Below are 26,167 nucleotides of genomic sequence, written 5' to 3'. Positions count from 1 at the left end.
CAGAGGAGAGTGCAATATGTCGAACGACGACAAACGACTGTCTACGATGATCAGCCGGCGGACCCTGCTTCACTCGATGGCGGCTGCCGGCGCGGCGACAGGTCTGCCTATGCTGGGAGGAACGCGCGCCTTCGCACAGGAGCCTCAAAAGCCAAGGGAGATCATTGTCAGAGCCTGGGGAGGCAGCTGGGTCGAGGCCTTGAAGGCGGGCGTATCCGATCCCTTTACCAAGATGACGGGGATTGCCGTTCGCCATGACCTGACCGAGGACAACGAAATCCAGCCGAAGGTATGGGCGGCAGTCGCTCAGAAGCGAGTACCTCCCATCCACATCAACTGGGACACGACCACGAATGCCACGAAGTCCGCGCTGCGCGGCGTCACGGAGGATCTGTCGGATCTGCCGAACCTCAAGAGTACGACCGAACTTGCAAAGCCGGTCGGCCTTGATGGTTACCCGATCGTCAACACTTACGGATACGTATACGTCCTGGCATACCGCCCGGAAGCCTTTCCGAATGGCGCGCCGAAATCCTGGAAGGATCTGCTTGATCCCAAGCTCAAGCGCCGCATCGCGTTCTACAACGATGGGATCGGCTTCCACTTCCCCGCGCAAGTTGCGGGCGGCGGCAAGATCGAGGATATTCCCAACAACATGCAGCCAGCCTGGGACTTCGTCACTATGATGAAGCAGCAGGAGCCGCTTCTAGGCGAGGACCCTGACTTCACGACGTGGTTCCAGAAAGGCGAGATCGACGCGGCGTGCACCATCTCGACCAATGCACGGGAAGCTCGCAAGAACGGCATCGACATCAAATGGGTCGTTCCCGAAGAGGGCGCCAAGTTCGATACCGACGGTCTCTGGATCCCAAAGGGCCTGCCCGCGAACGAGCTTTACTGGGCAAAGCAGTACATCAACCTGGCGCTTACCAAGGAAGCGCAGCAGGTGTGGCTGGATGGCCTCGGATTGCCCGGCGTCGTTCCCGGCCTGACGCCGCCTGCCGATCTGGCGAATGACCCATCTTACCCGACCAAGCCGGAAGACTTCAAGAACCTCATTCGCGTCTCGTCTAAGGTTCAGGTTCAGAACGAGAGCGATTGGTTCGCCAAGTTCAAGCAGATCATGCAGGGTTAACGTATGCTGCTCGCACCCGCCGCAGCTTCTTTGCGGCGGGTCTGTCTCAGACAAAGGTCATTATCATGCGCACATATCGTGTAGCGTATCCTTTGACGTGGCGCGCCATGGATGTGCTGGAGGCGTTCGTCGCGTTCGTCTGGCCACCGAGTTTCAGGGCCGCCGTTCCCTATCTTTTTCTTCTTCCGGCTCTTATCCTCGTGGGGCTTCTCGTGTTGGGGCTGATCCAAATCGCCGACACGAGCATGCGCGTCCTCGACCGAGACACCTTCTTGCTGTCGGATGCCTACTCGCTTGACAATTACAGGCGCGCCCTGACCGAGCCGTTCTTCGCCACCATCGCGGGGCGCAGCATCATTGGATCGCTGATCGTCACGGTCATCACCCTGGTCTTCGCCTTTCCTTATGCCTACCTCATGGTCCGCACGTCATCGTCGGCTCTCCGGAAGTTCCTTCTCGTCGCGTTGTTCCTGCCCTTCTTCATCGGGCAGGTAGTGCGTGCCTATGGTTGGCTCATCATTCTGGGCAACCAAGGTATTGTGAACGATATCCTGGGTCACGCCGGCATTCCGACGCTCCGGCTGCTCTATAACTATCCTGCCGTTCTGTTTGGGCTTGTTCAATATATGCTCCCGTTCGCGGTTCTCATGCTGGCTCCCGCACTGACGGCCATTCCGGAGGAACTTGAAGCCGCCGCGGGATCCCTGGGAGCATCCTGGCTCAAGACTTTCAGGCATGTGGTGCTTCCGCTCGCCCGGCCCGGTCTCGTCGGCGCCGGCCTCGTCGTGATGACGCTTTCACTCACTGACTTTGCCATACCGGCGATGCTCGGTGGCGGGTCGCAGGATTTCATCGCGAATGCGATCTACGATCAATTCTTCCGCACCTCCGATCAGGGATTGGGCGCGACACTCTCGCTGCTGCTCGTTGCTGTAGGATCCCTTCTGGTCGGAGTGGTATTCACCGCGTTCGGCGCCGGAACCCTGGCCATGGGAGGACGCCGGAAATGAGCGGCTCTCGAAGCAAGTCAGTCGTGATCTGGGCGTTCGTGCTCGCGGCAATCGCCATGCTGTCCGCCCCGACGATCGTGGTGCTCGGCGCCTCCTTCACGGCGGGCAACATGATCGAGTTCCCGCCTCAGGGCTTTTCCCTGAAGTGGTACTCGGCCATCCTCAGCGCGACCGATCTGCGGGATGCGTTTTTCCGCTCCGTATATGTGGCCGCTCTCAACACGATCATCGCCATACCGATCGGCACATTGGCGGGCATCGCGCTGGCGAAGTACAAGGTTCGGCTCGAAAACACGATCCAGGTCTACCTTCTTCTCCCCTTCACCATTCCGCTTATCGGGTCTGGAATTGGGTTGATGCTCGTCTTCGGCAATGCGGGCGCTCTCGGTCAGCTTTGGCCGGTTGCCATCGCCTGCTGCGTCATCAATCTCCCGTTCATGATCTGGGCCGTCACGGCGAGCGCCAGCAATCTCAGCAACGACCTGGAGCTTGCTGCGGCCAATTGCGGCGCGCCGCCTGTCCAGACCTTCCTCTACATCACGCTTCCGGCCGTTCTGCCGGGGGTGATCACTGGCTCGCTCCTGATGTTCATCTTAGGTCTTAACGAGTTCCTGGTCAGCCTGCTGCTCGTGGACGCCCGGAGCGTCACACTTCCCGTTCAGATCTACAACAGCATCAGGTCGATCATCACTCCCGATCTGGCAGCGATCTCGGTTGTATTCATTGTGTGTGCCGGTGTGGCCGTCACACTGCTCGACCGTCTGGTCGGCCTCGATATCTTTCTCAAATCGAAATAGCCCCGTCAGCAGGGACGAAATAGCACAAGGGATTGAACGATGAGCAATGTTTCCTTCCACGAGTATTCGAAGCTCGATGCGGCGCAAAAGGCGGCGCTCCTCCGGCGTTCGGAGACTGATATTTCGAGCTTCATCGAGAAGGTGATGCCGATCCTGGAGGCTGTGAAGACGGAAGGCGATGCCGCCTTGGCACGGTTTGGCCGGGAGTTGGACAAAGCTGATGTCTCTGAGGCCACGCTCAAGGTCACAGAGGCCGAGTTCGATGCAGCCTTCAGCCTCGTCGAGCCTGAGGTTATCAAGGCCGTGGAATACGCGATCAGGAATATCCGGCACTTCCACGAGGAGCAGAAGCCCGAAGCCATGTGGATGAAGGAGATCCGCCCCGGGGCCTATGCCGGTGATCGGTTCACGCCGATCCAGTCCGTCGCTCTCTACGTTCCCCGTGGAAAGGGCTCGTTCCCTTCGGTGACCATGATGACATCCGTTCCGGCAGTTGTGGCGGGGGTTCCGAATATTGCGATCGTAACTCCACCGGCTCCAGACGGGAGTGTTGACGCGGCAACTCTGGTGGCTGCTCGTCTCGCGGGTGTTGAGACCGTGTACAAGGTCGGCGGTGCGCAGGCCGTTGCTGCCGTCGCGTACGGCACACAGACCATCAAACCTGCCTTCAAGATCGTGGGCCCCGGGAGCCCGTGGGTCGTTGCGGCCAAGCGCCTGCTCGCCGGCGTGATCGACACGGGCGTTCCAGCCGGCCCATCCGAGGGCATGATTTTCGCGGACGACACGGTCCACGGTGGTTTGGCCGCGCTGGATCTCCTAATCGAGGCCGAGCATGGGCCCGATTCGTCGGCCTATCTCGTCACGCACAGCCGGCGGGTTGCCGAGGAGGCATTGGCGGCGCTGCCTGAGCATTGGGCTCGTATGACCGAGCAGCGCGTCAAATTTTCAAGGGAGGTGCTGACGGGCAAGTGCGGGGGCATCGTGCTCACGTCCTCGGATGAGGAGAGCTATGAATTCGTGAATGCCTATGCGCCGGAGCATCTGGAGATCCTCTCGAAGGATCCATTCTCGCATCTCAGCCATATTACGGAGGCCGCCGAAATTCTCATGGGCCTGCATACTCCCGTCAGTATCGCGAACTTCTGCCTTGGTCCGAATGCGGTTCTGCCGACGAGTCGCTGGGCGCGCAGCTTCGGCCCTCTCTCGGTCACGGATTTCGTCAAGCGCAGCTCCATAGGCTACGTCACGGCCTCCGCATACCCTGAGTTCGCGAAGCATGCGCACGAGCTCGCCCTGTATGAAGGCTTCTCGTCCCACGCCAACGCCGTCTCCCCGGTGCGCGACGTCTATCTGAAGAAGGGCTCGTGAACCATGAGAGCCGTCCGACTCCACGATGCCGGCGACCTTCGCCTGGAGCATGTTGACCCTCCAGCGGAGCCTCCGAGCGGGTTCGTGAATGTGAAGGTGAAGGCCGCAGGAATCTGTGGCTCCGACCTGCATAACTATCGTACGGGCCAGTGGATCACACGTCGACCGTCCGTGGCCGGGCACGAGTTCTGCGGCGTCGTATCCGCCGTTGCGGAGGATGTCGCGTCCTTCAATGTCGGCGATGCGGTTGTCGTGGACTCGCGGGTGTGGTGCGGCACATGCCCTGCCTGCGTCAGCGGGCGAACCAACATCTGCGAGAATCTTGGCTTCGTGGGTGAGGTTTGCGATGGCGGCTTCGCGGAGGAGGTGCAATTGCCGGCCTACCTGCTCCATCGGTATGACTCATTACTGCCAGCCAGAGTGGCCGCCATGGCGGAACCGCTGGCTGTCGCTCTCCATGCGGTAAGGAAATTGAATGCCCGCGCCGGAGAGCCTGTGCTCATTGTGGGGTGCGGAACGATCGGCGGTCTATCCGCTATTATTCTCTCGAAAACGCATGATGGGCCCATTCTTCTGGCTGATCTCAACGGCGCGCGGGCGCGAGCAGTCGCCGAGCTTGTCGGCGGGCGGCATGTCGATCTGTCCAAAGGGGCAATCTCCGCCACCTTAGGTGACACACGTCTCAGATATGCGATGGACGCAACCGGCAGCGTTAAGGCCATCGCGGCCCTGCTCGATACGCTCCATGGGGGCGGGGCCATCGCCATGGTCGGGATCAGCCACGGAACCCTCGACTTCGATCCGAATATCCTCGTCGAGCGGGAGATCGCCCTTCTCGGGTGTCACGCCTTCAACGATGAGTTGCCTGAAGCGATTACCATGCTGGACGACCTGCGAGCCTCTCTTGAGCGGATATCGGAAACGATCGGCCTTGAGGACGTTCCGGCAACCTACGAGCGGCTGTTGTCGGGGCGCGGCACGGCCCTGAAGACGATCATTAGCATAAGCTGACAAGGTCAGGATTCTGACCTGTCAGCTGGAATCGAGGTCCCATGAATCGGGGCCGCGTAGGATGCGCACGCGCAACGCAGACCGGGAGCTCTTATCATGGCCAAAATCACCAGCCGCACAGCCGAGATCAGAAAGCTCGCGCGGGAGAAAGATGGTCGTGCTGAGGTGCTCCTCGTGGAACTGCTACGGGACCTGTTTCAGGTCGAAGCGCAGAATTTGGTCATCAATCGCGATCAATACAGCCTGAACTCCCTCAATGGCTTCTTCGAGACGGAAGCGGGCCAGTTCTTCTTCAAGTTCCACCAGGAGGAGGGCGAAGAGGCCATGAGCGGCGAGTATTATCGTGCCGATATCCTTGCTAAGGCGGGACTGCCCGTCGACCAGCCGGTCCTGATGTCGGTGCTCCCCGGCGAGCAGATCCTTGTCTACCGGCGGCGCGCCGATCCACGCTTCTCCGATGTCTTAAGAAAGCTCGACCTCGAACCGGATGAGAGCCAGATCAGGCTGGCCGTTGAGGCTGAGCGGAAGCTGTCCCGCTCGGTTCTGTCGGTTTATCTAGAGACGCTCGCGCCCGCGACTGTCGAGCAGGTTCGGGCCGAGCCTGTGCACCGCCTGTTCTACGAGCGGCTGATCGATCCCGTGACGAAACAATTCCCTGGCGGCCGCCTCGCAAACTTTTACGTGGGGAAGAGCTTTCAATTCCCCGGTGTGACGCTGAACTGGGAGGAGTTCGCCTCCAGCCAATTCATCGTGAACGGCACCCGGTATGAGAAAACCGTGGGCGAGCTCTTTCACGACGCGGCCGACCGCCTGAGGCCCGACCGACTTGCTGACGCAGGCGGCGTCACGGCTCATGGGGACGCGCACAATGCCAATGTCTGGTACGAAGAGCGCGATGGCGCCGCATCGCTGGCTTTCTTCGATCCAGCGTTTGCCGGAGAGCACGTTCCGACCCTCTTGGCGGAAATCAAGACAACCTTCCACAATGTGCTCGCACACCCGCTTTGGCTTTATGATCCCGCCCTCGCGGCGGACAACTTCAATGCGTCGGCGACTTATCGGGAAGGCATCTTGAATGTCGCAACGGACTGGTCTCTCAGCGAGGTCAGACGAGAGCTCTTGAAGGTCAAGGCTGAGGAGATCTGGCGACCGCTCCTTCAGTCTCTCAAGCAGAGAGATATGTTGCCGCAGGATTGGAGAAATGTGATCCGCCTTGGACTGTTCTTGTGTCCGACACTTGTGATGTGCCTGCGTTCCGGCGCGGCAACGCACAACCCGATCTCCTCTCTTATTGGATTTTCAATCGCCGTTATGGCTGGGAGCGCTCCGCTGAACGGCAGCGACATCATCACCGAGTTTCTCGATGTCATCGATCCGGAGGCTTCTTAGGATTAGAGGTCGATGCGGATTTGGCGACGCCACTCAGGCGATTTGGGTAGAGCCCAAAAACCCGTGAAGCGGGTCCGTTCGGGCCGCCTGTGTGCACTGAACGGAGCTCTCTGAGCAGCAGCAAGGGGGCGCCACTCGCCGAACCTGAAATGGGTACCCTCAGAGCACAGGGCAGGGGTCCCAATCCCACAGAATGAACAAAAGCGGCTGCCCAGTGGAGCAGCCTCGTATCACGAACAGCAAGATCGTTGGTCATGCCGGAAGGGCGCCCGGATGTGGATCCAGGGCGCCCGCCGCTTCTAATGGATCAGATCACCAGAAAATCGGCATTGGTGAGGGTCGGTTTGGTCGTGAGCTTGGCAAAGAGGACGCCTTTGTAGGCTGTACCAGAGCCATCCTGGTCATAGTACAAATTGCCCGATGCCTTGTCGTACACGATGCGATCATCCGCCTGTGTGGCGACCGTACCGAACTGCAGAGCACCGGTGCTCAATGTCCCGGTGGTCGTCAGGCCAGTGAACACGGCATTCTCCAGCCAGATGGTGTCATCCACCGCAATGAAGTCGGTGATGCCGTCCACATTGCCGGTTGCGCTGAGCGGTGTGTCGAACACGAATGCGTCCTTACCCGCTCCACCCGTGAGCACATCCTTGCCGGTGCCGCCGAAGACCGTGTCATTGCCCGCAGCTCCATCCAGAACGTCGTTCCCGCCTAAGCCCAGCATACGGTTGCCACCGGCGTTCCCGACGATGACGTTCGCGCCGTTGTTCCCCGCCGCGCCGAAGCCGCCCGAGCCTGACAGAGTCAGGTTCTCCACGTTATCGGCCAGCTTAAAGCTGGTGGAGGCGATTACACGGTCGGTTCCTCCCGTTGCGGCCTCGACGATCTTGTCCCCGATGCTGTCGACGTAATACGTATCGTTGCCAGCGCCGCCCGACATCGTGTCGGCTCCGCCCCCGCCGTTGATCGTGTTGGCGTAGGCGTTCCCCATGATCACGTTGGCCGCACTGTTGCCCTTGGCACTTAACGCAACCGACGTTGCAGCAAGAGTGAGGTTTTCGATGCCTGCGCCAAGGGTATAGGACGCGAGCGAGCTGATGACAGTATCATTTCCGGAAGCATCGATGATGATGTCCCCAGCGTCCTGGACATAGAACGTGTCGTTACCGGCTCCTCCGTCCATCCGGTCGGCTCCGGCTCCTCCAATCAAGGTGTCGTCGCCGAGGAGACCGAACAATTGATTGGCGTTGGCATTGCCCGCAATGTAGTTCCCGCCATCGTTGCCGATCCCGACGATCGCCGCGGAACCTGCCGTCAATCGCAGGTTCTCGATATTATAAAAGTATTCGCTGACGGACGAGCCGCTCACGTAGCCCCCGAGGGTGGAGCTGAATGACGAGTAAACCGTATCGATGCCCTCATTGCTGTTCTCGCTGACATAGTCATAGGTCGAGTCGACATAGTACGTGTCGTTTCCGGCTCCGCCCGTCATCGTGTCGTTCCCGGTTCCGCCATCAAGGGTATCGTTGCCCAGACCACCCGATAGGCTGTCGTTGCCTGCGGCGCCCGCGAGCTTGTTGTGCCGCTCGCTGCCGATGATCGCGTTGGCGAGATCGTTGCCGGTTCCGGTGACGGCGCTTCCTGCCAGTGTGAGGTTTTCGACATTGGCTGCCAGGGTATAGGTGGACAGCCTGCTGACGACGGTGTCGGTTCCGGAAGCCGCCGCCTCGACCACAACATCCTTAGTGTTGTCGACAACGAAGGTATCGTTCCCATGACCGCCGGTCATCCGATCGGCACCAACACCGCCATCGAGCGTATCGTCGCCCTCGCCGCCGTCGAGAGTGTCATTCGAGGTAAAGGTGCCTGCTGAGACTGGGATCGACGTTGAGATCGTGCGTCCCGTAGCGTCCGAAGTGACAAGGACTGCCTTGAACGTGTCGGAACCCGAGGCGCTCAGGGCGAGCGGGGGCGTCCTAAAGCTGAGGCCGAACGGCGATACGGTGAAGCTATCGCTCCCAAGAACCTCAACGAGTTGGTCGTTACGATAGATCTCGATCCAAGCACCATCACGGACGCTCACCAGAGCGTTGGTCAGACCGGCATCCAGATCCTTCGGATTGAGCACAATCTCGGCGCTGTCGTTTGACAGACCGTCGTCCAGAAGATCGAGAACCTCCTCGTCGGCACCTGCACCGGTTCCAATGGCTCTGATCAGCGTGCCGCCTTGTCCCGTGGCCCGAAGTGCCGGCAGGATCGAGGTCTCGTAGTCCCGGTTATCAGGGGCGCCATCGGAGACAAAGAAGACCAGATTGCGCCCTGTCCCTTGTCCCTCAAGAAATGAAAGTGTCTGCTCCAATGCGGCGGTGTAATTGGTCGAGCCGGCAACACGCAGGTTCCGCAGTGCTTCGATAACATCGGCAACTCCATTGCCGTTGGAATCGGCAACGGGGCTGCCGGTGTAGCTTACGGAAGCACTCGACTCGAAGGGCACCAGCGCAAGGCGGACATTGGCGCCTAGGCCTGCGTCACTCAGTGACTGGTTCAGCCGCTCGAACGATGCAATCGCGGCATCGAGCGTCGTATTGCTGTAGCCGTCGCCGTTGCGATCACCCACGTCGGTCTCACCGCTGAATGTGTCAGTCATGCTGCCGGAACGGTCAATGACATAGACGATATTGAGCGGCGCCTCCGTGAGATCGAGAGTACTGATACTGCCCGAGAGAGTCACGCTACGGTTGGCAATCTCGGGCGCGGACACGTTGAGGACGAGATCGACGCCGCCGATTTGTCCGCGGCCGCTGGCTACAATACTTTCGGGCGCACCCGCATCGCCGACGAGAAGATCGTTACCAGCGCCTCCGCTGAGAGTGTCGTTGCCGCCGCCTCCGTTAAGTGTATCGTTTCCGTCATAGCCGTGAAGCGCATTGGCGACATTGTTGCCGGCTAGGGTATTGTTGAGGCTGTTGCCTTTGAGAGTGACGCCGCCTTTAAGTTGAACTCCGTTCTCGACATTGGCTCCGAGCGTATATGAAGAGAGGGAGGTCTGAACAGTGTCGACTCCCTTTCCAGCGGCCTCGATTACCGAATCGCCGCTATTGTCGACGACGTAGACGTCGCTACCTGCGCCGCCTTTCAGGGTATCGGCACCAGCCTTGCCATCCAGAGTGTTGTTGCCGCTGTTGCCGGTCAGCACGTTCGCCGCCGCATTGCCGATGCCGCGCCACGCCGGGCTCTTTTCGGCAAGGGTTAGGTTCTCGACATTCGTCCGCAAGGTATAGCTGGCGGCAGACGAAACGACGGTGTCGGTCCCCTGATTGGCTCCCTCGACCACAACGTCCTTCTCTGAATCGACGACGTAGGTGTCGTTGCCGCCAAGTCCGGTCAGGGTGTTCGTGAGGGAATTGCCCGTCAGTACATTGTTGGAATTGTTGCCTGTGCCGCTCGTGGCTGAGCCGATCAGGGTCAGGTTCTCGAGGTTGGCTCCGAGGGCATAGCCGGAGACCGCAGAATTGACGGTGTCAGTCCCCTCGCCGGTGATCTCCGTCACGACATCGCCGCGGCTGTCGACGACATAGGTGTCGTTGCCGACGCCCCCGGTCATCGTGTCATCGCCCGATTTTCCATCGAGCGTGTCGTTTCCTTCAAGCCCGATCAGGGCGTTGTTCGCGGCGTTGCCGGTTAGCACATTAGCGGAAGCGTTGCCCTTGGCCGTGATTGCCGAACCTGTAAGCGTCAGGTTCTCCACATAGACGAGGGCTCCTGTATGGAGGGCGAAGTTACGGCTCGATAGAATTGTGTCGGTTCCCGCATTGTTCGCCTCAACGACGACATCGCCTGCATTGTCGACCACGTAGGTGTCGTTGCCGGCGCCTCCGACCAGGCTATCGGCACCGGCCTTGCCATCGAGGTAGTCATCGCCACCGAGACCGGTCAGGGTATTCGCGCCCGAATTGCCGATGAGCGTGTTGTCGAGCCCGTTGCCGGTTCCGTTGATATTGTTCGTTCCGGTCAGTGTGAGCTTGAGCTGGTAATCCGCAAGAACAGTGCTCGACCCGCTTGTGACATCAACGGGATAGTTCGTGATTTCCGCGAGTTGCGTGGTGCTGAGCCCTGCAAGAGCATAGGACGGCAACTTGGTCAGACGTGTGGCCTGCGTCCGAACTTCGGACTCGACATCGCCAACGACATAGAAGTGAACAATCGTCGCTGACTGACCGGCGGCCAATGTTAAGTTGTATCCGCTCTCGAATCGATCCGTCGCCGACCGGGATGTCACCGCCGGTCCGGCAGCGCCCCCAGAGACGATGTGGGCAATCTGGGGATACGATGAAGCCGACGAACTGGTCATGTACCAATCATCGGTGCTCGAGTAAGTGGCGTCACCGCTTGAGGTGCCTGTCAGGGTGGCGGCACTGTCAGCATAGAGATTGTCAGTGAGATTGACCGCGAGCGTTTGGGTGGAGGACGCGACGTTGGTGAGGGTCTCCACAACCCGCAGGAAATAGAAACCGGCACCGTCGGAGAGCACCTGAGCCTGGCGGTTCACCGAGATACCGGAACCCGTTGCCGTTACAGAATGAGAGGTCGCCGTCGTTGTTGGCGTGCCATAGCTCAGGGAGATCGGCGTCCGAGTGCTGCCCGAGACAGCGGAAACTGTGAGACTCGCGCCGGTATCATGGAGGGATGATCCATTGTTGGCGCGGATTGATCCGTCGTAGTTGATCGACCAAGAGGTACCGTTGGGATCGGTATAGTAAAGGGACATTCTGAACTCGGGGTTGGAACTGTGGCCAGATTGTGTCAAAGCACACCCGAGAGGTATCTTCAAGATCTGCGTCGTTATCCCTCTCCCTTCTTCAAGCACATTCATCGTAAAATCGATTATTCACCTTCGGACGATCAATGCTGCCGTAAAGTTGAAATGTGACTCTGTGTCTGAATGGATTCTCGGCTGTGGCAGTGACACGTGACTGTTTGGATCCCGTCGCAACGTTGAGGCAGTTGCGTCTTCAGGCGCCGGTGTGGTCATGATGGTGGCGCTAAGCCGCTGATCCCGCAGCAGCCGGACAGCGTGGCCTCCCTAGGCCAGGGGAGTGACTATCGAGTTGGCGACATGTCTGGAAGGCTGGGAAAGCGCAAGAACACTATTCGGAATCGGTGCAGCGCTTGGTCAGGGTTTGACACAGGGCGGCCGTCGATGCGGTTCACATGCCGCGGGCTCGGATCGGAGTTCGCGCATCGGGTCAAGTTCAGAGCCTCGGGCTTGGAGAGCTTATCGCAAAGCTGGTTTTGCTGATCCCGTCTCGGTGATCGTTGCGCAATCTCTCCTTGGGCTTCGGCGTCCTATGCTCTCACGGCTCCTTTGCTGCGACGGCCAATGCTCCACGACAAATAAAATTTTGCCGCAGAGCCGGCGGTCATGTCGCCCGCTGTCGACGCAGGCGAAGAGCAAGAGTCACTAAAGCATCGGGTCAAAACTGGACCCGCGCTGTTGGGTCCGATGCTTTCCTTCTTCAATGAGAGCATCGTTCGCGCGGAAAAACGAACCCACTTTTCGCTGACGCGGCCCTCTGGATCCGCACGATGCTCTAGATGCTGGTGTAGCCCGCATCCGCCGTGACGATCGACCCCGTCATGAGGCTCGACGCGTCGGAGGCCAGGAACTGGACGATGGAGGCGATCTCCTCCGGCTTGCCCATGCGACCGGCCGGCGTCAGATCGAGCCAGCGCTCCTTGAGGTGAGGCTGGCTTTCCAGGCCGTGCAGGAGCGGCGTCTCGATATAGGTCGGTGCCACCGCGTTGACCCGCACACCTCTCGCGGCCCATTCGACCGCGAGCGAGCGAGTCAGATGATGGACGCCTGCCTTCGAGGCATTGTAGTGGCACTGAGGCTGCGGAACGTTGACGATGTGGGCCGACATCGAGCCGATATTGATGATGGACCCCTTGCCCCGTTCCAGCATGCGCCGCCCGAATGTACGACAGGTCCGGAACACCCCGGTCAGGTTCACTTCGATGACCCGGTCCCACTGTTCGTCGGTCATGTCTTCCGCCGGAACATTGCTGACGACGCCCGCATTGCAGACGAGGATGTCCAGGGGCGGCAATGTTTCGGCCAAAGCGCGGAGCCGTGCGCTGTTGGTCACATCAAGCTGCTCCGCCTGCGCCGAGCCGCCGATGGATTTCGCGACGCCCTGCGCCCTCGCAAGGTCGATGTCGGTGCAGATGACCGTCGCTCCGGTCTCGGCGAGAGCCTGCGCACAGGCCGCTCCGATTCCCTGACCGGCGCCAGTCACGAGGGCGACGCGTCCGCTCAGATCTAATTTCGCGCGATAGGACATGACTTTCTCTGGATCTGGATGAAAGGGGGGCCGGCCGAGTATCCGCCTCGTGTCCTGGGCTCTGTCCGCTTCACGAGGCTCGGCGGGAGCTTGGCGAAGGCGGCGGACCTTGCCCGGTAGCCGTGCGGGCTACGGTGGGCCGTGCCGGCGACGGAAACACCTGCGGTTCTTCCCGCTCACAGCAGCCCTCGTCGGGCCATGTCGCGAACGAGAGCCCGAACGCCGTAATCCCACGGGCGGGCCTTGTCGGAGGTCGTCACCGTATTGCGCAGCGTGCCCAGCATGGGCGTGGAGATCTCCACGACGTCCCCTTCCATGTGCGTGAAGCCGCTGCCCTTTTCCGCGCGGTCCTTCGTGGGAGCGAACATGGTGCCGAGGAACAGCATGAAGCCGTCGGGGTATTGGTGGGAGGCGTTGATCGTCTGGGCGACGAGCTCGATCGGCTTGCGGCTGATATCCGCCATGTTCGAGGTGCTGGACATCTCGAAGCGGTCCGTGCCCGTGACCGACATGGTCAGCGTTGCGTTCTCAATGTCTTCGATCGTGAAATCCTCATCGAACAGGCGAATGAACGGACCGATGGCGCAGGAGGCGTTGTTGTCCTTGGCCTTGCCCAGAAGCAGGGCCGAACGGCCTTCCACATCCCGCAGGTTGACATCGTTTCCGAGCGTCGCGCCGCAGATCTTGCCCCGGCTGTCGACGGCGAGCACGATCTCCGGTTCAGGGTTGTTCCATTTCGAGATTCGGTTGACGCCGACCTGAGCGCCGTGGCCGACAGCGGACATCGGCTGCGACTTAGTGAAAACCTCCGCGTCCGGTCCGATCCCGACCTCAAGATACTGCGACCACAGGCCTTCGCCTTCGAGCGCCGCCTTCACGCGCGCGGCCTCTTCCGAGCCGGCCCGGATATTGGACAGGCTGCCGCCGATCAAGTCGCCGATCCGCCGGCGGATCTCATCGGCCCTAGCCGGATCTCCCAGGGTGCGCTCATCGATCACGCGCTCGATCATGCTCTGTGCGAACGTGACGCCGCAGGCCTTGAGAGCCTGGAAGTCGCAGGGGGCGAGCAGGCAATGACGCGTGGCGCGGACCCCCATCTCCTCGGGTGCAAGAACGAGATCATCAGGCGTGCCGAGAACCTCGCCGTCGAGCGTGTCGAAGCGGCCTGCCGGATCCTCGTCGAGGAAATCGGCCATCGATGAAACCGAGGGCGTAACATCGATCACCTGGGCGTCGCGAACGATCACCACCGAGGGAGCTGAGATATCTGAGCGCCATACGCGGCCAACGAGCCGGGCGCGTTCGTGGGATACGGGAAGCATTCTACGATCCGTGTATGCGTAGCAAAACTACGTTAATGCCTTCCCGGTCGTCAAGACGCAAAGCTACGCCAAACTGGAATGAGAGCGGGAAATGTTCGATACGCCCCGCGATTTTGATACGATAGGTGCCGTGTCATCGTTCTAAGTCTCTGCCGGACAACACTTTTCTAGTTCGTCAGGAGAGTAAGGCCAGCTCTTTCGGTTTTCTCTTTTGTGAGCTTGCACTTATGTAGTATTGCTATATTCTGCCTGCCGTGGCCGTAGAGGCGGACGTACGATGTGGAAACGATGCGGAGAGCCAATGTCTGAAGCGATAGTGTCCCGATTCAACGGAGCTCTGTTCATCGCGGGACGCTTTGTCGAAGGTTCCGGGGCGCGCATGAGCGTCAAGAATCCTGCGCGCGACCAGGTGATCGGCGAGATCGCGGGCGCGACGCCGGATGAGATCGACCAAGCCGTGGCGGCCGCGCGCAAGGCGTTCCGGTCTTGGTCGCGTGTTCCGGCGAAAGTTCGCGCGCAGGCCCTGCACAAGCTGGGCGACCTGATCGCAGCCGACGCGGGCCGCATGGCCGAGATCATGACGATGGAGCAGGGAAAGCCGCTCAACGAGGCCAAGGGCGAAATTCTGAAGCTCGCCGAAGCCTGCCATTTCTATGGCGAGGAAGCAGTTCGCATTCTCGGCGAGATCGTACCGAACGATCAGAACGGCTTCCAGAGTCAGGTGGTCCGTGAACCGATCGGGGTCGTGGGTGCGATCACGCCGTGGAACTACCCTGCGGAATTGATCGGCTGGAAGCTTTGCGCCAGCGTGGCCGCAGGATGTGCGATCATCATCAAGCCGGCCGAGCTCACACCCTTTACCGCGCTCGCGATTGCCGAAAAGGTCGCCGAGGCGGGAATCCCGGCCGGCGTCGTCAACGTTCTGACCGGAAAGGGTTCGATCGTCGGCCAAGCTCTGGTGGAGCACCCGGATGTGGATAAGATTGCCTTCACCGGTTCCAACGCCGTGGGATTGCAGATCCAGCGCTCGTGCCCAAGCATCAAGCGTCTGTCGCTCGAGCTGGGCGGCAACTGCCCGCTGGTCGTAACGGCAAGCGCCGATCTGGATGCCGCCGTCAAAGGCGCCACGCGCCGCTCCTTCCGCAACATGGGGCAGATTTGCATCGCCATCAACCGCATCTATGTGGCGCGCCCGATCTATGACGTGTTCCTCGAAAAATTCGCCAAGGCCACGGATGCACTGACCGTCGGCGACGGGCTCTCGCGTCCGGATGCCGACGTGGGCTCGATGGCCTCGGCCGAGCCGTTGGCCAAGATGCGCGACCATCTTGCCGATGCGCTCGACAAGGGTGCGCGCCTCGTCGCCGGGGGCGGAGCGCCAGAGGGTAAGGAATTCGCGCACGGCTTCTTCTTCCGCCCGACCGTCGTTGCCGATTGCACGCATGCCATGAAGGTGATGACCGAGGAAACGTTCGGCCCGCTGGTCGGCGTAGCGCCATTCGATGATCTCGACGAGGCCGTCTCGCTGGCGAATGACACCTCGTATGGCTTGGCATCCTATGTTTACGCACGCGATCTGCAGGAGATCTACCGGCTGTCGACGGACCTCGACTTCGGCAATGTGGCCATCAACAATGTCGACGCAGGCATCATGAATGCCCCATATGGCGGCCGCAAGCAGAGCGGAGTCGGCTATGAGCACGGTCGCGAGGGACTGCTGGAGTACTTCAACTTCAAGCATGTCCGGCTCTATCACGGGGTCGGAGCCTAGCCATGCCGTCCGCGCTTCTTGGCATCGATATCGGAACATCCGGCTGCAAGGCCTTGCTGATCAGCACGGACGGAGAGGTTCTGGCCGCCCATACGGCGCATTATGGCCTGGCGCAGCCACGCCCCGGCTGGACGGAACAGGATCCGCAGTCCTGGGTCGACGGCGCTCGCGAAGCGGTGACGGCGGTCATGCGGCAGTGCCCGGATTCCGAGCTTCTCTGCATCGGCCTGTCCGGGCAGATGCACGGGTTGACGCCGCTCGACCAGGACAGGCAGGTGCTGCGGCCGGCCATCCTGTGGAATGACCAGCGCAATGCTGCCGAGGCGGCCGACATCACCGAGCAGGCAGGCGGGCTGCAGGCCCTTCTGGCGCAGACCGGCAACCGCATGCTGGTTGGATACACCGGCGGCAAAATCCTCTGGATGCAAAGGCACGAGCCGGACCTCTACCGGCGGCTGCGCTACGTTCTCAACCCTAAGGACTATCTTCGGCTTGTCCTGACCGGGGAAGTGGCCACAGAGGTGTCGGATGCATCCGGAACCGGTCTTTTCAACACCATGAAGCGTAGCTGGGCCTCGAGCCTGATCGAACGGGTCGGGATTGATCCGGCCCTGCTGCCGCCCTGTTTCGAATCCCACGAGATCAGCGGTCGCGTGAGCGCCTCTGGTGCTGCCCTGTTCGGGTTGCCGCCCGGAACTCCCGTGGCCGGCGGCGGCGGCGACAGCGTGATTCAGACGATCGGCTCGGGCGTGATCTCTCCCGGCGAGCTTCAAACCACCATCGGCACCGCTGGGATCCTCGCTGCGGCATTGGACGCGCCTTCGCCGAGCCCGGACGGGCGCATTCAAATGTTCTGCAATGTCGGCCCGTCCAAATGGCATGCCATGGGCGTGTCGCTGAATGCCGGCGGCGCCATGGGCTGGTTCCGATCCGTCATGCGGGGATTGGGGCATGATGCGCTCGACTTCGACACGGTGGTCGCAGCCGCGGAAACGAGCCAGCCCGGCGCTCGAGGACTGCTGTTCCTCCCCTACCTGAACGGCGAACGCTGCCCGCACCCCGATCCCGACGCGCGCGGCGCCTTCGTCGGGCTCACGGCACGGCATACGGCGGGTGACCTGGCCCGCGGCGTTATGGAAGGTGTGGTGCATGCCTTCTACGACATGCGGACGCTGATGCAGCCGATGGGGATCTCAGGTCGGTTGATCAAGGCCTCAGGCGGCGGCGCGAGATCCGCGCTATGGCGCCAGATCCAGGCCGACCTGTTCGATTGCGACGTCGTGACGACGGAGGGTGCCGCCGAGGGCGCCGCCTTCGGAGCCGCCTTGGTCGCCGGCGTCGGCGTCGGCGTGTGGAAGGATGTCGTTGAGGCGTCGGCCACGATCCGCGAACTCACCCGCGAGCATGCCGATGGGGCAGCCGGTGCGGTCTATCGGAAGGCTCACACGATCTATCGTGGTCTCTATCCAGCATTGAGCGAGAGCTTCTGTGCGTTGAACGACCCCGTCTTTGCCGATCGATGACCTGCCGGACGGGCTGTCGCAGCGAGACTTGCATCAACACGGACGATATCAGTCAAACAAGGGAACGGCGCTACGCATGAACCGGTATTCGGCTCTCATCTTTGATCTGGACGGTACGTTGATCGATAGCGCGCCGGATATCGCAGCCGCGGTCAATGTCTACATGGCCGAGCGCGGCTGGCCCGAACTGGACGTCGCCTATGTCGAGCAGTTTATCGGCAATGGGCCGCGCCGGCTGTTGCTCGACATCTTCATCGACAAGAATCTTCCCGCCGACGACGCAACCGTCGACGATGCCGTCCAGTGCTACATTGAGAACTATCGCCGGAACCCGGCCGGCAAGACGCGCTTCTTCAACCACGTCGAGGAGGACCTGCACAGGCTGCACAAGGCTGGAATCCGCCTCGGAATCTGTACGAACAAGCCCCATGCCCTGACCCACGACATTCTGCGAATTCTCAAACTCGACGAGATCATCGACGTGGCGATGGGGGCCGACGCTGTACCCGCTTGCAAGCCAGATCCCGGGCACCTGCTTGCGGTGGTGGAAAGAATGGAGCTCGAGCCGGGCGCCTGGGCCTATATCGGCGACACGAAGGTCGATAAAAAGACTGCGGAGGCGGCCAACGCGCCCTTTTTTGTGGTGCCCTGGGGGGGCGGGGGAGACGTTCCCGTCGAACCGCATCAGCGGCTTCAACGGCTGACCGACCTCCTCGGCCATCGGCGCTGACAACGAGGGCAGGGATCGGGAGGAGTATACTTCATGGCGGTGAGTCTTCTGCAGCGAATTCTGCAGGACATGGACGCAATGGGAGCCGCAGAACAGCGCATCGGTGCCTTTGTGAACTCGTGCCCAGGTGAAGTCATCCATATGAGCATGGCGAAGCTGGCGGAGTGCTGCTCCGTCAGTGATCCAACGATCATGCGGTTCTGCCGCAGGTTCGGCTTCGAAGGGTATCAGGATTTCAAGCTGCACCTGGCGCAAAGCCTGGTGCCGTCCGCTCCCTTCGCGTACGAGCAGATCGTGTCGAACGACAGCGTCGAGAACATCGTGCGCAAGACCTGCCGCAATTCGCTGAACGCCATCCAGCGGGCGCTGGAGGATCTCGTTCCCAAGCAGATCGAAGCCGCTGCGCAGCTTCTACGAAGCGCCACATGGATCGGGATCTACGCCAGCGGCATCTCGGAGGTCACCGCCATCGACGCGGAGCACAAGTTTCAGCGTCTCGGAATGCGCTGCGCGGCGGTCATGGGACGGCAGAAGCAGTGGATGCATGCCGAGAACTCACGGCCCAACGAAGTTGCTCTGATCTTCTCCCAGTCGGGGCATACCAAACAGATGGTGGAGTTGGCGATCGCAGCCCGAGCCGGGGGCGCGCGCGTCGTATCGGTCACTGCTGCGGAAAGTCCCCTTGCGCGCGTGACCGACGTCCTAGTCGCCGTTCTGCCCTATGACCGGACGGAACTGATGACGCCGCTTGCTTCGCGCCTCAACCACCACCTCGTCATCAACATGCTTGTGACGGCCATCGCGGTTTCAAGCGGAAGCGAGTTCCCGGATCAGCTGCCAGCCCTGGATTCCTGGCTGACTGATAAAATCTGAGGTCGTCCATCAGGGCGATCGTCGGTCGGCGCGGCTCCTCGAGCGCCGGCGCCAATTCATACAACGTAAGGAAAGAAGATGTCGACGAAGCAGGATGAAGCAAAGAAAGTTGCAGGACGCCGCGTGATTCAGGACTTCGTCCGGGACGGCATGAAACTTGGTCTTGGTTCCGGCACCACCTCGCACTTCTTCGTCCGGGAGCTCGGAAAATACGTTGCCGATGGGATGAAGCTCACCTGCACAACGACATCTCGGTCGACCATCGATGTGGCCCGCGAGGTCGGCATCGCCATAACGGATCCCAATGAAATCGGAGAGATCGACCTCACGATCGACGGACCCGACGAGATAGATCGCAATTTCCACATGATCAAGGGTGGGGGCGCCTGCCTGCTCTGGGAAAAGATCATCGCGCACGCCTCCAAGCGGATGATCACGATCTGCGACGAAACGAAGATCGTGGATGCGCTCGGGGCATTTCCGCTGCCGGTCGAGGTTGTGCAGTTTGCCTGGAAGCAGACCGAGCGAATGGTGGACCGCGTGCTGAAAGAGCACGGCATTCAGGCCGAGATCTACCGTCGGATGCGGGATGGCCAGCCGGTGGTGACGGACAGTGGAAACTTCATTCTCGACTGCAAATGCGGCGTCATTGGAAACCCAGTGTCGCTCGAGATCGAGCTCAACCGCATCCCGGGCGTCGTCGAGAACGGGCTGTTCACGCGCGAGTCTGTCGGCATGGTCGTGGGCTGCTTCGATGGAACATCCCAGGTGCACATGCGCTGATGTAGTAAAACTTAAATCTGTACGCCTTTAGCCGTACCGCGCCTTCGGTTCGTCGGCGCGGTACTGAGGGTCACTATTGTCCGGCTCCTGCTGGTATCCAAGAATAAATAATTGATAATACTAAAGGATACCAACTTCTCGGGCACTCTGCGATCTTGGACTTGACAAGCCGCCGACCCATGTAGTGAAACTATCTCAATCAAATTTTTCTAGGGAGGATAGAATGAGCATCAATCCGAGAATGAACCGTCGACAGATCCTCGCAAGCGGGTTGGCACTGGGAGCAAGCACGCTCGCCGGGCGTGCGGCATTTGCGCAGGATCGCGTGTTCCTGCCGTTCAGCAACAAGAGCCTGGATTACTATTTCTTCGTCATCGAGGAGCATGCCGTAAAGCGGGCCGTCGAAGCCAACAAATGGTCGTTCCAAGCCACGAATGCCAATTTCGACAACACCAAGCAGCTTGAGCAGTGGCAAAGTCTGATGCTCTCGAAGCCGGCGGCTCTCGTCTCCGATCCGATCGACAGCCAGGCGATCGTCAGTGCGATCCGCCGCTACAACCAGCAGAAGATCCCGGTGGCAATCATCGATACGCCTGCTGACGGCGGCAAGGTGGCCATTACCGTCAGCTTCGACAACCGCGAGGGCGGCGTCATGGCTGCGCGCGAGATCATCGATCGCCTGACCAAGAAGTACGGGAGCCCACGCGGCAAGGTTCTCAACTGCTACGGCGCCCTGGCCAGCGTTGCATGGCGCCAGCGCAAGGAAGGCATGGATGCCGAATTCGCCAAGTATCCAGAGATTACCTATATTGCTCGCCCGAGCGAAGGTCAGCTCGAACAGATGCTTTCCGTGACGCTGGGAACCCTGTCCGAGCACCCCGATCTCGACGCCGTTCACGCGCCGAGCGATTCGCCAGCTCGCGGCATCGCAACGGCGCTGCAGCAAAAGGGTCGTTGGAAGAAGGCCGGTGAGGAAGGTCACGTGATCTTCGTCACGATCGACGGCGAGCCCGTGGCTCTCAAATGGATCCAGGACGGTTACATGGACGCCTGCGTGTCGCAGGATCCGATCGCCTATGGTGAAATCGCAGTGGAAATGCTCGCCAAGCATTCCATGAAGGGCAACGAAGTTCCGCTCGGCACCTACCAGAATGCAAAGTACTTCTGGGAAAAGGGCGAGATCGTGGACGGCAAGACCGGTCCTACGCTGATCATCCCGCCCTTCGTCATCAACGGAGAAAACGCTTCCGACAAGCGTCATTGGGGCCATGTGGCCGAGAAGGAGTGGGGCGTACCTTACACCTGATCCTGGGCTGGCCCGGTTGCGCTCTCCCGTGCAACCGGGCGCCACTTCACGCATGCCCGAATGAGCTCGGGCGGGATCAAAGAGGTCACTGCGAGGACTCAGTGTCATGCCCGTTCAGATGAATGCCTCAGTTGATAACCGGCGTGACACGGCGGACATCGTGTTGCGCGTGGAAAACATTCGCAAGACTTATGGTTCGTTCGTCGCGCTTCGCAACGTCAGCATCGATATTCGCCGCGGCACCATTCACGGTCTCCTTGGCGAAAACGGAGCAGGCAAGAGTACCCTCGTCGGCATCATATCTGGTCAGAAGAGCCCGACCAGCGGCACGATCCGTCTTGACGGCCACGAGATTTCCCATGCGGACGTACGTTCCATGGAAGAGGCAGGCGTGTTTCTCGTCACGCAGGAGCCGATGATCATTGATCATATCTCGGCAGCCGAGAACCTGATGCTGGGAATCTGGCCGTCGCGCAGCGGCTTCGTGCGCTGGAAGAAGCTGAAGGCCGACGCTGCCCGCATGCTGGAGGGATCGAACATCAGTCCCGAAGCGAGGGCGGGGTCCCTCGATGCCGTTGCTCGGCGCAAGTTGAATATCCTGCGTGCCATGTTCTCGGGTGGTAAAGTCATCATTCTGGACGAGCCGACGGCCGCTTTGACGGTGCCGGACCGGCGTCAGTTATTCGACTTCATGCGCCAGCTGAAGCAGAAGGGCGTGACCTTCATCTTCATCTCGCACTACAATGAGGAAATTCTCGAAATCTGCGACGCGGTTTCGGTGCTGCGGGACGGATCGCTGGCGGGCGGTACCGACGACGTTGCGTCTTTGACATCGGAGCAATTGTCCGAGCTCGTGCTCGGGCGTGGGCTGGACCTCTTCCAGCGCGACCGTCGCACCGCCGCCGAGGTGCCGGTTGCCGTCCAGTTGCGGAACGTCGTAGCGCCCCACGTCCGGATCGACAGCCTTGAACTTCGTGCCGGCGACGTGGTTGGTTTCACGGGCCTTCCGGGAGCCGGAGCAAAGGAACTCGCCCGTACGATCTTCGGGCTCCAGCCCGCTCGGGAAGGGACGATTTCGTTCGATGGTGGCGCGGGCGAGAGGCTTCCTGCCCATCCGCGCGATGCGCTGGATCGCGGCATTGCCTATCTGTCCGACGATCGGCGGAAGGACGGCGTCGTCGGGCATCTTTCGATAGCCGAGAACGTGGCCCTGTCGTCCCTGGATGAAAGGTCATGGATGGGCTTCATCGATTCCAAGCGCGAAGCGCGCTTGTGCGGCGACTACTTCGCCAGCATGGGAATCAAGGCGCCGAGCCCGTCGGTTCCGGTCGATACATTGAGCGGCGGCAATCAACAGAAGGTCTGTCTCGGTCGCGTTCTGGCGACCAACCCGCGCCTGCTGATCCTGGACGAGCCCACTCGCGGCATCGACATAGGGGTCAAGCAGGATGTGCTGCGCATCATCGATCAACTCAGCAGAACCGGCGTTTGCGTGATCATCGTGTCGACCGACACGGACGAACTGGTTCGTGCCGTCGACCGGGTCCTCGTGTTTCGCAACGGGTCCGTTCAGGAAGTCGTCACAGGCGACGATATTACGACGGGCAATCTGCGCAACCTGGCACAGGCCTGAGGCGCATTGCCGGTATTAGGGATAAGACAATGACTGCAATCGTTTCGACCGCCAAGGGATCGGCAGCCCGGAAAGGGGACAAGTTGCACCAGACCATCCGCTGGGTCCTGCACAATGTCGTTTGGATCTGGCTGTTCGCACTTGTTGTGGGCTTCGGGCTCTTCAACGAGTTCTTCCTTACTGTCATGAACATGCAGAACATCATGGTGCAGGCGACCGTGCTAGGCATGTTAGGCCTCGCCGTGGCGCTGCCGCTCCTCGTCGCAGAGATCGACCTGTCGATCCCCGCCAATCTCGGGTTCTCGTCGGCGATCGGCGCTCTCGCCTATTCGGACCTGAATATGCCCTGGTTCCCTGCCATGATGGTCGGTGTCGCGGTCGCCACACTGATCGGATTCTTCAATGGGCTTTGCATCACGAAGCTGCGCATGGTTTCACTGATCCAGACCCTTTCGATGATGATCATCCTGCAGGGCGCCCTTTTGGCCCTGACCCAAGGAAAGACGCTCACCAACCTGTCCGACGGCTACGTCTGGATCGGCCAAGCCTCGGTTGCCGGATGGCCGGTGATGCCGCTGATCTTTGTCCTCTCACTTGTCCTGATCGGCGTCATGTTGCGCATGACCGTTTTCGGTCGCTCCATCTACGCAGTCGGCGGAAACCCCGCTGCATCGAACTCTGCGGGCATCCGGGTCGACCGGATCAAGATCATGACCTACACGATCTCGGGATTTCTCGCGGGTGTCGCGGGCTTCCTGCTGGCCTCGTGGCAGATGGCGATCACCTCGAACCAGGGATCGAGCTACCTGCTTTATGCCATCGCGGCCCCGATCATCGGCGGCGTCAGCGTGTTCGGCGGCCGCGGGAATGTGACCGGAATTCTCGGTGGCGTCCTGCTTCTGACGGTGATTCAGGTGGGGCTTGCCATTACGAATGTTCCCTCCTTCTACGTTGGGATGATCGGCGGCTTCATGATCTTCATCGCCGTGGCCATTGACGCGATCCGGGTTCGCTATTTCGCATAACGCTTGAAGCGAAGCTTGGGGCTCCACCTATGGCGCTGCGAGGCGCAGGTTTGGGATTCCATCGACGTCACGACGTCTATCCTGGCGGAAACGATTGATCATGCGGTCCGAGCCTGCGGACCTCCTGGCCATGTGTCCGACGGGTTGCGAAACCGTGCGGCGTGCTGGCCCACCTAAAGGCTCGTTGGGTGGCTTCGCTACGACAATCCTCGACCGGAAGTGGAAAAGGTACGATGAAGACGATTGGGGAAGATACGATCTCACGCCTCCGGAATGTGCTCGGTCCCGCCGGTCTGCTGGTTGGGGCCGACATCACGGAGCGCTACTCCCGCGATTGGAGCGGCGATTATCATTGTGCTCCGTCTGCGGTCTTGCGTCCAACGACCGTCGATGAGGTGGCGGGCGCGCTACGCATCTGTCGCGATGCGGGACTGTCCGTTATCCCTCAAGGAGGGCACACCGGCCTGGTTGGAGGCGGGACACCGGATCGCACGGATCAGGTCGTGCTAAGCCTTGAGCGCATGAACCGGATCCGGGCAGTCGATCCTCTCGGTATGACCATGACCGTGGAGGCAGGATGCATCCTCCAGGACGTCAAGGACGCCGCAGCCGCGCAGGCGGCTCTGTTTCCGCTTGCCCTCGGTGCGCAAGGAAGCTGCCAAGTTGGCGGCACCATCGCGACGAACGCGGGTGGCCTCAACGTGCTGCGCTACGGCATGATGCGCCGATCCCTCCTGGGCCTCGAGGTGGTTCTGCCCGATGGGCGCATCCTGTCGGATCTGCGCGCCCTTCATAAGAACAACACCGGCCTCGACCTCAAGCAGCTCTTTGTGGGAACCGAAGGCACGCTGGGGGTTATCACCGCCGCGACGCTCAGGCTTTATCCGCAGCCCAAGCACGTCGAGACCGTGTGGCTGTGCTGCGAAAGCGTGGACCAGATCATGGATCTCTACGCTTTGTTTCAGCATGAGGCGGGCGAGTTCCTGTCGGCTTTCGAGCTGATCACCGCCCCCTGCCTCGAGCTAGCATTCGAGCTCGACGATCACCCCGGCATCCCGAAGGAGACGGCGCAGTATCCGGCTCACGCCCTCGTGGAGATTTCGTCGAGCGGCGGTCCGGACCTCAAGGGATGGGTGGAGGACCTGATGGCCATGGCCTTCGAACGAGGCCTAGCGGCAGACGGGTTCATGGCCCAAAGCGATACGCAGACGAAGGCATTCTGGCGGATCCGGGAGCTGATGGTCGAGGCGCAGCAGAGGCGCGGACTTCATCTCCGGTCGGACGTTTCCGTTCCGATTTCGTCCATGGCTGCCTTCATTGCCAAGGTCACCGAGGTTCTCACGACGCAGCTTCCGGGGCTCAATGTGCTGAGCTATGGCCATGTGGGTGACGGCAACGTCCATGTGAATGCGCTGCCGCCGGAAGGCTTGGCGGGGACCTTCTTCCAGCCGCACCTGCCTCTTCTCGTCGAGAAGTTGAACGAGGTTGTGGATTCGTTTGATGGCAGCATCAGTGCAGAGCACGGGATCGGTCTGTCGAAGCGTGCCGCTCTCGACATGCGGTTGCAGGGGCCGCAACGGGAGCTAATGACGGCCATCAAGCAGCTTCTCGATCCCTCGGGATGTCTCGCTCCCGGACGAATCCTGGTGCCCTGATGGTGCTGGGTTCCGTGTTGGAGATATCTCGCCTCCCTGCTTCCCCACCGTCTCCGGCGCCAAGGCTGCCTGTTAATGATGATGACCCAAACCGATAGTCTTCCATCCGCGTNGAAAGGCTCGGAGGTGGGCGCCCACATTCTGTCCGGCGCGGTGATCGACCCGATCGGGCTCGACGGCCTCCTGCCCGAGTGGCGCACCGATCCCGACCGGCCGCTCAAGACGGAAGTCACCGCCGACGAGTTCATGTATCTGGGCCATGCCGGCGGCGTGCGCCTGCCCAACGTGTTCATGCCCAAGCTCATGAACAACCACGGCAACTTCGTGGGCTCGCTGGGCAACCTGGCCCGCTATCTCGGCCGCAAGGCGGAGGAGCTGGGAGTGGAGATCTATCCGGGCTTCCCGGCTTCCGAGGTGCTGGTCGAGGACGGCCGGGTGGTGGGGGTGGCCACCGGCGACATGGGCGTCAGCCGCAACGGCGAGCCCAATGCC

The 26,167-nt window shown here is 60.8% G+C and carries 19 protein-coding genes; 16 read left to right on the top strand and 3 right to left on the bottom strand.

All coding sequences use genetic code 11. The features are described 5' to 3' along the window. Positions 1 to 16: 16 nt before the first annotated feature. The 6 genes from E4K09_RS24265 to E4K09_RS24240 all read left to right on the top strand — a co-directional run bounded on the left by E4K09_RS24265 (position 17) and on the right by E4K09_RS24240 (position 6,710). Positions 17 to 1,135, top strand: a complete 1,119-nt coding sequence (locus E4K09_RS24265) for an ABC transporter substrate-binding protein (RefSeq protein WP_134500218.1) — start codon at positions 17 to 19, stop codon at positions 1,133 to 1,135. A gap of 65 nt (positions 1,136 to 1,200) precedes the next feature. Then, positions 1,201 to 2,145 (top strand): ABC transporter permease, encoded by a 945-nt coding sequence (locus tag E4K09_RS24260; protein WP_134500217.1) that lies wholly within the window; start codon positions 1,201 to 1,203, stop codon positions 2,143 to 2,145. Next, positions 2,142 to 2,942, top strand: a complete 801-nt coding sequence (locus tag E4K09_RS24255; RefSeq protein WP_134500216.1) for an ABC transporter permease — start codon at positions 2,142 to 2,144, stop codon at positions 2,940 to 2,942. Before E4K09_RS24260 ends, E4K09_RS24255 begins: the two co-directional genes overlap by 4 nt. Positions 2,943 to 2,981: 39 nt before the next feature. Next, positions 2,982 to 4,310, top strand: coding sequence for a histidinol dehydrogenase (gene hisD, locus E4K09_RS24250; protein ID WP_134500215.1), 1,329 nt, complete (start codon positions 2,982 to 2,984; stop codon positions 4,308 to 4,310). A 3-nt stretch (positions 4,311 to 4,313) separates the two neighbouring features. Continuing rightward, positions 4,314 to 5,321, top strand: coding sequence for a zinc-dependent alcohol dehydrogenase (locus E4K09_RS24245; protein ID WP_134500214.1), 1,008 nt, complete (start codon positions 4,314 to 4,316; stop codon positions 5,319 to 5,321). 96 nt (positions 5,322 to 5,417) lie between these two features. After that, positions 5,418 to 6,710 (top strand): hypothetical protein, encoded by a 1,293-nt coding sequence (locus E4K09_RS24240; RefSeq protein ID WP_134500213.1) that lies wholly within the window; start codon positions 5,418 to 5,420, stop codon positions 6,708 to 6,710. Positions 6,711 to 7,017: 307 nt separating this feature from the next. On the opposite strand, the gene E4K09_RS24235 is transcribed toward E4K09_RS24240, so the two are convergent. The 3 genes from E4K09_RS24235 to E4K09_RS24225 form a co-directional block, all read right to left on the bottom strand. After that, entirely contained in the window at positions 7,018 to 11,478 is a 4,461-nt protein-coding gene (locus E4K09_RS24235) for a beta strand repeat-containing protein (protein WP_244610663.1), read from the bottom strand. 823 nt (positions 11,479 to 12,301) lie between these two features. Beyond that, positions 12,302 to 13,054 (bottom strand): SDR family NAD(P)-dependent oxidoreductase, encoded by a 753-nt coding sequence (locus E4K09_RS24230; RefSeq protein WP_134500211.1) that lies wholly within the window; start codon positions 13,052 to 13,054, stop codon positions 12,302 to 12,304. A 176-nt stretch (positions 13,055 to 13,230) separates the two neighbouring features. Continuing rightward, the gene (locus E4K09_RS24225; protein WP_134500210.1) at positions 13,231 to 14,376 is read right to left on the bottom strand and encodes a fumarylacetoacetate hydrolase family protein; all 1,146 of its coding nucleotides are present in this window, start codon (positions 14,374 to 14,376) and stop codon (positions 13,231 to 13,233) included. A 301-nt stretch (positions 14,377 to 14,677) separates the two neighbouring features. Here E4K09_RS24225 and E4K09_RS24220 point away from each other — a divergent pair, with 301 nt between their 5' ends. The 10 genes from E4K09_RS24220 to E4K09_RS30495 form a co-directional block, all read left to right on the top strand. After that, entirely contained in the window at positions 14,678 to 16,147 is a 1,470-nt protein-coding gene (locus tag E4K09_RS24220; RefSeq protein ID WP_134500209.1) for an aldehyde dehydrogenase family protein, read from the top strand. A gap of 2 nt (positions 16,148 to 16,149) precedes the next feature. Further along, positions 16,150 to 17,670, top strand: a complete 1,521-nt coding sequence (xylB, locus tag E4K09_RS24215) for a xylulokinase (protein WP_134500208.1) — start codon at positions 16,150 to 16,152, stop codon at positions 17,668 to 17,670. Further along, positions 17,657 to 18,400 (top strand): HAD-IA family hydrolase, encoded by a 744-nt coding sequence (locus E4K09_RS24210; protein WP_244610662.1) that lies wholly within the window; start codon positions 17,657 to 17,659, stop codon positions 18,398 to 18,400. Before xylB ends, E4K09_RS24210 begins: the two co-directional genes overlap by 14 nt. Before the next feature lie 33 nt (positions 18,401 to 18,433). Then, positions 18,434 to 19,273 (top strand): MurR/RpiR family transcriptional regulator, encoded by an 840-nt coding sequence (locus E4K09_RS24205; RefSeq protein WP_134500207.1) that lies wholly within the window; start codon positions 18,434 to 18,436, stop codon positions 19,271 to 19,273. Positions 19,274 to 19,351: 78 nt separating this feature from the next. Further along, positions 19,352 to 20,056, top strand: coding sequence for a ribose 5-phosphate isomerase A (gene rpiA / locus E4K09_RS24200; RefSeq protein WP_134500206.1), 705 nt, complete (start codon positions 19,352 to 19,354; stop codon positions 20,054 to 20,056). A 223-nt stretch (positions 20,057 to 20,279) separates the two neighbouring features. Continuing rightward, the gene (locus tag E4K09_RS24195) at positions 20,280 to 21,362 is read left to right on the top strand and encodes a sugar ABC transporter substrate-binding protein (RefSeq protein ID WP_134500205.1); all 1,083 of its coding nucleotides are present in this window, start codon (positions 20,280 to 20,282) and stop codon (positions 21,360 to 21,362) included. 106 nt (positions 21,363 to 21,468) lie between these two features. Continuing rightward, positions 21,469 to 22,995 carry a sugar ABC transporter ATP-binding protein gene (locus tag E4K09_RS24190; protein WP_244610661.1) on the top strand — a complete coding sequence of 509 codons (1,527 nt, stop codon included), beginning with the start codon at positions 21,469 to 21,471 and terminating at the stop codon, positions 22,993 to 22,995. A gap of 29 nt (positions 22,996 to 23,024) precedes the next feature. After that, the gene (locus tag E4K09_RS24185; protein ID WP_134500204.1) at positions 23,025 to 24,020 is read left to right on the top strand and encodes an ABC transporter permease; all 996 of its coding nucleotides are present in this window, start codon (positions 23,025 to 23,027) and stop codon (positions 24,018 to 24,020) included. Positions 24,021 to 24,253: 233 nt separating this feature from the next. After that, the gene (locus tag E4K09_RS24180; RefSeq protein WP_134500203.1) at positions 24,254 to 25,675 is read left to right on the top strand and encodes an FAD-binding oxidoreductase; all 1,422 of its coding nucleotides are present in this window, start codon (positions 24,254 to 24,256) and stop codon (positions 25,673 to 25,675) included. Positions 25,676 to 25,788: 113 nt separating this feature from the next. Further along, positions 25,789 to 26,167: NAD(P)/FAD-dependent oxidoreductase (locus E4K09_RS30495; RefSeq protein ID WP_425293882.1), on the top strand; the 379-nt coding region annotated here is incomplete at both ends.

The organism is Microvirga pakistanensis, assembly GCF_004458765.1.
Taxonomy (GTDB): Bacteria; Pseudomonadota; Alphaproteobacteria; order Rhizobiales; family Beijerinckiaceae; genus Microvirga; species Microvirga pakistanensis.
Note: the sequence above shows the minus strand (reverse complement) of the source record. Positions and strands in the feature narration are given on the sequence as shown.